The following is a 9008-nucleotide window of genomic DNA, read 5'->3' on the forward strand; positions in this document are numbered from 1 at the left end:
TACCCGCTCAGGGGGAGTGATTGGTCAGGGTGGCCATCAGAAAAAATGACTGAACGGGATCTGAGGAGTATTCATGAGCAACGAATTCAAGTTGAACTGTGCAGGGAAAATGCTGGATCTGAACAGGCCCAGGGTGATGGGGGTTTTGAACGTTACACCGGACTCTTTTTATCAAGGGAGCCGCTGTGCTGATAACTGGCTGAATGTTGCCGAGCAGATGATCAAGGACGGGGCGGATATTCTGGATATTGGTGGCGAGTCGACACGCCCCGGTGCTTCCGGTGCGCCAGCCCAGGAGCAGGAGTTAGAGCGGGTTCTGCCAGTTATTGAAGGTTTGGCGTCGCGCTTCAACGTCATTATTTCCATTGATACCAGCTCTCCTCTGGTGATGAAAGAGGCGGTAAAAGCGGGCGCGGGGATTATTAATGATGTCCGGGCGTTGCACCGTGAGGGGGCGTTGGAAGCAGCAGCGGAAACGACAGTTCCCATTATTCTGATGCACTCTCTTGTTGATCAACCTGAGCCCGGGGTTGTACCGGTCTATGGTGATGTGGTTAAAGAGGTCAGCCAGTATTTGATGGCTTGTGTGGAGCGCTGCGAGAAGGCCGGAATTGCCAGGGAGCGCTTGATACTGGACCCGGGCTTTGGGGGCGGTATGTTTGGTAAAACGCCAGTGTACGATCTTGAAATGCTGAAGGGTTTTCGCCGCTTCCATGAAGCGGGTCTGCCGGTATTGGCGGGTATGTCCAGAAAGTCGTTTATTGGGGCAACCCTGGATCGGGATACCGAAGACCGGCTTCCGGGCAGTTTGGCAGCAGCTGCGCTGGCGGCACAGGCAGGTGCTCATATCATCCGTGTGCATGATGTCAGGGAAACGGTTGACGTCCTGCGTTTGCTTCAGGCCGTTGACGAAGCTTAACGTTTTCATTTCAAAAAATAATGATGCCTGCCAGTCTGGAGATCGAGCTTCCGCAGTGGTGGGTAGTCTTCACTGTCATTAAGTCATCAATGTCGCCTATTCCTTAAACCCTCTTCGTTTCAAGATAACCTGATGGTACTGGTGGTTCACTTGAATGAGTGAGATGATTACCAGATATTGCTTTCAGAAATTCTTGGTAAACGGCTATGGCTCGAAAATATTTTGGTACCGACGGAATTCGAGGGAAGGTGGGTGACTTTCCAATTACTCCGGATTTTGTCCTGAAGCTGGGCTGGGCAGCGGGTCGTGTGCTGGCGGAACAGGGTGAAGGGAAAGTCATTATTGGCAAGGACACCCGAATCTCCGGGTATATGTTTGAGTCCGCGCTTGAGGCCGGTCTGTCTGCCGCCGGTATCGATGTTGTCCTGACCGGGCCAATGCCGACCCCTGCCATTGCCTATCTGACCCGAACCTTTAATGGGCAGGCGGGTATTGTTATCAGCGCCTCCCATAACCCGTTTTACGACAATGGTATAAAGTTTTTTGCAGGCGACGGCACCAAGCTATCCGATGAGGTTGAGCTGAAGATTGAAGCATTGCTTGAGTCAGAGATTGAGGTAGTGGATTCCCAGAGTCTGGGTAAAGTGACTCGGATGAATGATGCTGCAGGCCGGTACATTGAGTACTGCAAGGGCAGCACTTCCCAGCAGCTGGATCTGCGTGGCATGAAAATTGTGATTGATGCCGGCCACGGTGCAACCTATCAGGTTGGTCCTGCGGTCTTTCGAGAGCTGGGTGCGGAAGTGATACCGATGTGCATCCATCCGGATGGTGTCAACATTAACGAGAACGCAGGCGCTACCAGCCCGGAAGGCATGGCTGCCAGAGTCAGGGAAACCGGTGCGGATCTGGGAATTGCCTTGGACGGTGATGGTGACCGGGTCATTATGGTGGATGATCAGGGTGAGGTCGTCGATGGCGACCAGCTGCTGTTTATTATTGCCATGGATCGCCATTCCAGGGGGATCTTGAAGGGTGGTGTCGTGGGCACGTTGATGACCAACCTGGGAATGGAGAAAGCATTGGAAGCTGCCGGCATTCCCTTTGCCAGGGCCAATGTCGGTGACCGTTATGTCAATGAACTGCTGATAGCCAATGACTGGCAGCTCGGCGGTGAGTCTTCAGGCCATATTATCTGTCGTGATGCATCGACCACGGGTGATGGCATTGTCTCGGCCTTGAAAGTGTTAAAAGCCATGCAGGCAGCAGGTAAGTCACTGTCTGAAATGGTGGCTGCGATCACTCTTTATCCACAAGTTATGATCAATGTCCGGGTGCAGAATAAGCGGGACACCGACACCATTGCGGGTATTGTTGAGGCGGTAAAAAAAGCAGAAGAAGAGATGGCTGGAAAAGGTCGCGTTCTTCTGAGAGCTTCAGGAACTGAGCCAGTCATTCGGGTGATGGTAGAAGGTGAAGACGGCGTTCAGGTAAAGGCTCAGGCGGAAAAGCTGGCAAAAGTGGTTGAACAGGAAATGTGCTGAATGTCACCCGGTGCAGGTATCGGCTTGCACCGGAGCTGTGTTGCCTTGATTTCAATAGCTTCGCAGGGCTTGACTTATTGTATGTTGGTGTCTTTCGGGTTAGTATTCCGGCCTCGCGATCAAAGAGGTAAGCGGTATGCGTCAGCCACTGGTAGCCGGAAACTGGAAGATGAATGGTTCTTCTGACAGTATCCGTGAGCTTGTTGATGGAATCCTTTCGGGACTTGAAACCAAGGCTGAGGTGCTCGTTTTTCCACCTAGCGTATACGTTCAGCAGGTACGCGACTTGCTGAAGGGTTCTGCGGTTAAATTTGGTGTGCAAAATGCCTCTGATAACCTGTCAGGAGCCTACACGGGTGAAATCTCTCCTCTGATGGCCAAAGACCTTGGCTGTGAATATGTACTTATTGGTCACTCTGAGCGTCGTTCCCTCTATGGCGAAACCGATGCCGATGTGGCTGCAAAATTCTGTGCTCTGGTTGATCAGGGTCTGGTACCAGTCCTTTGTGTTGGTGAGACTCTGTCTGAGCGCGAAGCTGGTGACACTATGAAAGTAGTGGCTCATCAGATCAATACTGTGCTTCGGGCTGCTGGTCCGGAGCGTCTGGCTAATTATGTAATTGCCTATGAACCAGTTTGGGCTATTGGAACCGGTCTGACTGCAACCCCTGAACAGGCGCAGGAAGTTCATGCTGAAATTCGTGCGCTGCTGGCAGAAAACGATCCGTCCATGGCGGACAGAACCCGTGTTCTGTATGGTGGAAGCATGAAGGCTGACAACGCGGCAGAACTGATGAGCCAGCCTGATGTTGATGGTGGTCTGATCGGTGGTGCTTCGCTGGTAGCTGCTGATTTCAAGGTGATTTGTCACGCTGCGGGATAGTAATGGAAACCATTATTCTTCTTGTGCACGTGCTGGTAGCTGTTGGCGTGATCGCTATGATCATGCTGCAGCAGGGCAAAGGTGCAGAAACAGGAGCCAGTTTTGGCTCGGGGGCTTCACAAACGGTGTTTGGAAGCCAGGGCTCAGCGAACTTTCTGAGCCGTACAACCGCCATTCTGGCAACGATCTTTTTCGTCACCAGTATCGGTCTGGCGATGATGGCCAGGCAGAAAGCTGATAGTGTTGCTGATGCTGGTTTACCATCTGTTCAGATTGAACAGAGTGTGCCGGTCAATGATGCGCCTTTTTCGGTTGATTCATTAGAAAACACTATCGAAAGCGATGCGCCTGTGTTAGAGTCTCAGCCCGTTGAGAGCAGCGGCTCCAGCCGCTCTGAAAACGCTCAGTAAGAATTAAAATCTTATTGATTTATAAAGAGTTTTCAGAAATAATTTTGCTGTCGCCGAGAGCGACAGTTAAGGCCGAAGTGGTGGAATTGGTAGACACGCTGTCTTGAGGGGGCAGTGCCCGTATGGGCGTACGAGTTCGAGTCTCGTCTTCGGCACCAATAGAATCAAGGGTTTACGGGGATTTAGGAATAGACTAATATGGTCGTTTATCAAAAAAATTCCCAAAAAAAAGCGGCCAAAAATAGCCTCTTAATAGTATTTTGGTTCATGACTATTGTTTGACAATAGTCGCATAAAAAAAAGGCCTGAGATGGCCTTTTTTTGTACCTTCGTTTTCTTCATCTCGTTCCTTTGACTTCCTGTGTTTTACGGATGTAAACCTTCTTGGCTTCCAGGGTTTGTGTCCGGATACCAGTCCTTCATGATCCGATACTCCTTTTGCTTTCAGGTCATGGAAGTGCCACTTTCCTGCAATCAACTTTTCTTTGGCGGCGCTATTAATCAGATTCTGCCACTGGGTGTCCAGGGTGTTCTTGACCATTTTTTTCCCCGGTTCCATCTGGACACCCTTTTGAGCTTTGAGGTTGGGTGCACCAAAGACGTACTCGAACTTTTCCCCCTGGTTAAATTCATCAAGCATGGCCAGTGCTTTTTTCAGCCGTGGTGTCGAGAGCGTGATTTCATCCAGTGAGCCTTTTGCCCTTCCGGGTGTAAGCTCTCAAAAACTGCTGGTGGAAGCTACCGGTGTCTTCAGCCACTGGCTGGGCATCGGCATCGGTGACCCTTACGACCCGGAGCCTGAAACCACCAAAGAGCCACTGGCCCACCCAGCCATGTTGACTCACGTCACTGTGGTACCATCGGAAGGGGATTGATATTATGAAGTGGCGGCTCGAGTGCCGGATGTTTTTGCCAGCCAGCAATACAAGTTCCGGGGTAAGAAACTCTACGAGTATTACTATGTGACGGAAACCGTCGAGTGCTTTACCGGTTTCACCCTGTTGGTGGTAGAACGGGAGTTACGACCAGGGCCTGGTATGTTTCTGGCCCTGCGTGAAGAGAATGGTAAAAAACAGTTGTGCAGCTTTCTGATCAGTTATAAAGGTCTGGACCAGACCAATACCCGTACGCCGGATATGCAGACCATTGGCCGGGTGCGAATTATGGATTACTGGGAATTGGAAACAAAACGATAGGATGACAGGCAGCTGATGGAAGTAGTTGAATCCGGTTTTACGCCTGAAAAAACAGTCGCAGAAGCATCCCCGAAGCCCAGATTGCTGGTGCTTCAGGATCTTCAGCAAATGGACTGGAAACGGTTTGAGGAGCTGTCTCAGAGATATTTCCAAAAGAAGGGATATAACGCCCGTCTGACTGGTTCCGGTGCGGACGGGGGTGTTGATGTTATTCTGGAAAAAACGACACAGGAAGGAAGATCCGTTAAGGTTTACGTTCAGTGCAAAGCCTGGTCATACCAGAGGATAGGGGTTAAGGCGGTTCGTGAACTGTATGGGGTGATGGCTGCTGACGGCGTTCCGGTGGGCGTGTTTATCACCGCCAGTGATTTTACCGAAGATGCACAGGCCTTTGCCAAAGGTAAAAAGCTGCAACTGATTTCTGGCAACAGGCTTCTGACACTGATCAGCCAGTTGCCGGAAGTGCAGCAGAAAGAGCTGGCAACGGATAGCCTGTCTGGTGATTACGGGACTCCAACCTGCCCGCAATGTGATATCAAGATGGTGCTCAGAACTGTCTCAAAGGGAAAGAATAAGGGCAATCAATTCTGGGGCTGCAGAAACTTTCCGGGCTGTCATCAAAAGCTGTATTTGAAAAGGGATGAGAAGAACAGCAGCGTTTCATTAACCAGTGTTTTAGGTATTCCGCCAAAAGTAACAGGTGACTCTGTTGTCATTAACCGTCGTCGTGTTTCTGACCCTTCGAATGCTTATGACAGTGAGCCAATGGTTGCCAGAAAAACACGACGACCGAAGGTTTCCGGTAAGACCTCAAACGGGAATAGCCACAAACCATTGCTGATCAGTGGTGTTTTTGTATTTGTGGTTATGGCGTTGGTGATCAAGGGAATCTCAGCCGTATTGGCGTTCCTGTCAGAGTCCACCAATAGCCATGGGGCGAAAGTCCAACAGCAGGCACAACAGACCTATTTGGAAAAGGGAAACAGGCCAGAATCGTTATTTGTGGAAAATACAAACCGGACTTCTGAACCGATAAACCCGCCTGTTCAGCAATTATCGACTGCCTATGACCAGCAAGTGGCGATGATGGAGCAACAGGCTGTCCTGGCCAGTGATCAGAAAATACTACTTGAGATACAGGCCAACCGGGAGCAGGAACAAGCCAGGGCGAATGCCTGGAAAGCCTGGTATCAAATGCCCCGGGGTTGTGATGACTGGCTCTCTGAAGAACATATGATTGAATGCATTAACCAAAAGATGAGAGCCAAAAGGGAATTTGAACAGCTTTGGGCGGAAGGTAAGATCTAATCTCTCAAATCTCCGGAACCAATCGCCCCGCCTCCGCATACTGGTATTTTTTCTCCAGTATCTTCACCCCCCAATCATGATATGGTCCCGACTAAGAGCATCCTCTGGGTCTCAGGACAGGTTGCCAGCCAACCTTACTGTGCCAGCACCTTCTTCAATTTTGCTCAAGTGTCTTCCGACATAAACGAGACCCGCTCAAACAGTAAGTCCCGGTCCGGGTGTAATTCCAACAGGCTCATGCCACGGTCGGTATGTTTAGCGATAAAGGCCGACACCCGTCACTTTTTGCATAACGGCCTGCCAGGTTTCTCAGCTCTGCCAGTTTTATCGCTGTATTGCACAAACCACTCAATGTAGAGTCGTTCATTGGTGATGGCTGGGGCTTCGGGGATGGTGTCAGTGGTCCTCATATAGTGATTCGCTAAATCATTAAGGTCAGGCTTCAGCAGGTTGTAGCTCTTCCAGATAGGAAACAGGAAATGAAATCCAGGCATCCTGGCCCTGGATAATCATACCTGTGATCGATTTCACGCCAAGAAACATTTTGTACGCTTTGTCCCCTTTCATCTGGCCAATACGATATTCAGGCTGGATACGGTCAATGGCTGTTGACTTATGAGTGTACAGGACGGCATTGTGAAGGTCGTTTAAATAAACGGTGGGAATGTTCACAGGGCGCTTTTTGCTGATGAACACCAGCTCTTCAATCCCTTCGCCATCCACAAAGCTGCCATCATCAATGACATAAAAATAAACCCACTTGTCCCGCAGGAGCTGACACAATGATCTTAGGGCACTGGTACTATTGGTTGCGGTGATATTCTCAAGGGTTTGTTCGGTATCCATAAACGTTCGTTCATCCATACTCTACGATTGATTCTCGGTCAGCCTCCTGGTGCAGCTAGGCGTTGATACCCACAACGTTCGTGCTGAGGCTGTCGAAGGGTGGAAACTTCGGACTCTAATAGATCGTGCCAGGCACCCTTCGACTCCGCTCAGGGTGAGCGGAGCTTGTACACGTCAAACTCATTGAAACCATGTATTAGGGCAAAAAACAGGGCTCATGAGCAATCAGCTCAAAGCACTGCTCTATATCCTGATCATAGAAGACTTCGTGCCACTTATCGGTGTGCCGCATATAAGACAGCGCATAGGTATTATTACCGCTGTAGGTCATTCTGGCAAACTTCCGTTCAAAGGACGGGCTGATGGCAACGGGAGATGGGCAGTGGTAAGTGGCGCAGAAATAGAAAAAACTGCCATGCCATTTGGTAAAGATATCCACCAGATAGTTGAACCTCGGGTTCTCCGGCGGAGGCTGGACATTTGCCGGTTTCAGGTATTCCTCTACCCATCGGTCGGCCCGGGCTTTCAGGGCCGCTTTGGTCTCGGGTGATACTTTGGGGTTGGATGCCCGTTTTGCGGGCATCCACATATAACTGCTCATAAATCTCTCTGCTGCCAGATACTGCTCTGATACATTGCATACAATCCAAGGTGGCCCCAAATTCCTACGCCATTGGCCAGGATATCCCCGTTCTCTTTTCAAGAGCGCTGCCCGCAAAAGAAAAGCTGCCTTTTCGGGGAGCGGGCAGCGGGAAGCGATCTCTAAAGGGCATAAAGCGTATCGTAGCAATGTGGTCGCTTCGATAAAACCTTCAATACTGGCACAGTCAAAACGTCTGCCCTTGAATTTATAAGCCAGCACACAACCACGCAGAGATTGCTTCTTCATTAGCACCCGAAAGTTGCACTGGCAAAGCTTCCTGCTCAGACATGGCAATCAATTGATGAAAAAGGTCAACCCCGGCAATCCGCTCGGTAATATCCTGCGATAGGTATTAGAAGCAGTGGAGATAAGTAAGTTCTTCCGGGACAAACACTCTCAGCCTGTTTAAACGCTATCCTTATACAAAAATAGCGACAAGAGACAGGATGAGTACCCGTGAACATTGACGATGTTATCAACCGGTTATCAAACCATGTGATGGGTGAGCTGCCCAGAGAAACCCTGCTGGCGGCCAGTGAGCAGCGGACGGAATTGATTCCGCGCCTGCTGGACTATCTCGAAGGCGTTGCCGGGCAGGGGGATGAGATACCCGAAAGCCAGCGTGTGGATCTGGTCTTTTTTGCCTTTTACCTGCTGGCTCAGTTCCGGGAATCAAAGGCATTGCCGGTGATGCTCCGGATAGTGTCGGCCAAACCCCGGACGGTCAATCGACTGCTTGGTTATGTGGTCAGTGAGAGCCTGGCTCGAATACTGGCATCGGTGATCGCTGGTGAAGTAAGCAGCGAAAGTGACACCAGTAACGGATGTAACGTGGAACCACTGAAGCAGTTGGTTGAAAACACAGCGGTTCATCCTTGCGTTCGATCTTCCTGTTTGACCTGCCTGACGATTCTGGTTTTCCATGGGTTTCTGCCCCGTGAGGTGCTGCTCAGCTACTTCCAGCAGCTGTTTAGTGGTGGGCTTGAGCAGGAGCGGAGTCCAGTCTGGGACGGGTTGGTCTCTAACTGCATCATTGCCGGAGCCGCCGAGCTGGAAACTTCTGTTTTGGACGTGTTTGACCGGGGACTGCTGACCGATTCATTTATGGGCAGGGAGCGGTTAGGTACGATGTTACAGGAGCATTCCGGCGAGGTAAGCTTTCCATCCTATGAAAGCTCTGCCCTGATTGATGATTGTGTGGCTGAGTTGCAAGGTTGGGCCAGCTTTAACAGCACGCGGCCGCAGGAGAAGCCCGCTGA

11 protein-coding genes, 1 tRNA gene and 1 pseudogene are annotated in these 9008 nt (G+C 50.6%); 9 read left to right on the forward strand and 4 right to left on the reverse strand.

What is annotated here, in order from left to right; all coding sequences use genetic code 11:
* The first annotated feature begins 73 nt into the window (after positions 1-73).
* The 5 genes from folP (at position 74) to ACO6V1_RS20860 (ending at position 3914) form a co-directional block, all read left to right on the forward strand.
* Positions 74-919: a dihydropteroate synthase gene (gene folP / locus ACO6V1_RS20840; protein WP_422468329.1), complete on the forward strand. Its 846-nt coding sequence runs from the start codon at positions 74-76 to the stop codon at positions 917-919.
* Positions 920-1125: 206 nt separating this feature from the next.
* Entirely contained in the window at positions 1126-2463 is a 1338-nt protein-coding gene (glmM, locus tag ACO6V1_RS20845) for a phosphoglucosamine mutase (RefSeq protein WP_422447465.1), read from the forward strand.
* 136 nt (positions 2464-2599) lie between these two features.
* Entirely contained in the window at positions 2600-3346 is a 747-nt protein-coding gene (tpiA, locus tag ACO6V1_RS20850) for a triose-phosphate isomerase (RefSeq protein ID WP_422447463.1), read from the forward strand.
* A gap of 2 nt (positions 3347-3348) precedes the next feature.
* Positions 3349-3756 (forward strand): preprotein translocase subunit SecG, encoded by a 408-nt coding sequence (gene secG, locus ACO6V1_RS20855; RefSeq protein ID WP_422468331.1) that lies wholly within the window; start codon positions 3349-3351, stop codon positions 3754-3756.
* 71 nt (positions 3757-3827) lie between these two features.
* Positions 3828-3914 (forward strand) — tRNA-Leu (locus ACO6V1_RS20860).
* 113 nt (positions 3915-4027) lie between these two features.
* Here ACO6V1_RS20860 and ACO6V1_RS20865 read toward each other — a convergent pair.
* Entirely contained in the window at positions 4028-4396 is a 369-nt protein-coding gene (locus ACO6V1_RS20865; RefSeq protein ID WP_422468333.1) for a hypothetical protein, read from the reverse strand.
* On the opposite strand from ACO6V1_RS20865, the gene ACO6V1_RS20870 reads away from it, so the two are divergent.
* From ACO6V1_RS20870 to ACO6V1_RS20880, 3 genes are read left to right on the forward strand one after another with little or no spacing between them, the layout of a single operon-like run.
* Positions 4395-4631, forward strand: coding sequence for a hypothetical protein (locus tag ACO6V1_RS20870; RefSeq protein ID WP_422468335.1), 237 nt, complete (start codon positions 4395-4397; stop codon positions 4629-4631). The two genes, ACO6V1_RS20865 and ACO6V1_RS20870, sit on opposite strands and share 2 nt — an antisense overlap.
* A gap of 9 nt (positions 4632-4640) precedes the next feature.
* Entirely contained in the window at positions 4641-4952 is a 312-nt protein-coding gene (locus ACO6V1_RS20875; RefSeq protein ID WP_422468337.1) for a hypothetical protein, read from the forward strand.
* 15 nt (positions 4953-4967) lie between these two features.
* Positions 4968-6260 carry a restriction endonuclease gene (locus ACO6V1_RS20880; protein ID WP_422462918.1) on the forward strand — a complete coding sequence of 431 codons (1293 nt, stop codon included), beginning with the start codon at positions 4968-4970 and terminating at the stop codon, positions 6258-6260.
* Between the two features lie 435 nt (positions 6261-6695).
* Here the strand turns inward: ACO6V1_RS20880 and ACO6V1_RS20885 are convergent, their stop codons facing one another.
* The 3 genes and pseudogenes from ACO6V1_RS20885 to ACO6V1_RS20895 all read right to left on the reverse strand — a co-directional run.
* Positions 6696-7124: a hypothetical protein gene (locus ACO6V1_RS20885; RefSeq protein ID WP_422468339.1), complete on the reverse strand. Its 429-nt coding sequence runs from the start codon at positions 7122-7124 to the stop codon at positions 6696-6698.
* Positions 7125-7302: 178 nt separating this feature from the next.
* Positions 7303-7707, reverse strand: coding sequence for a hypothetical protein (locus tag ACO6V1_RS20890; protein ID WP_422468341.1), 405 nt, complete (start codon positions 7705-7707; stop codon positions 7303-7305).
* Positions 7708-7868: 161 nt separating this feature from the next.
* Positions 7869-7989 (reverse strand): annotated as a pseudogene (locus tag ACO6V1_RS20895) (UTP--glucose-1-phosphate uridylyltransferase); the annotation flags it as partial.
* Positions 7990-8205: 216 nt separating this feature from the next.
* Here ACO6V1_RS20895 and ACO6V1_RS20900 point away from each other — a divergent pair.
* The coding region (locus ACO6V1_RS20900; protein ID WP_422468343.1) for a DUF1186 domain-containing protein at positions 8206-9008 on the forward strand (803 nt) is incomplete at its 3' end.

This window comes from Endozoicomonas sp. ALC013, from assembly GCF_049310205.1.
Classification (GTDB): Bacteria; Pseudomonadota; Gammaproteobacteria; order Pseudomonadales; family Endozoicomonadaceae; genus Endozoicomonas.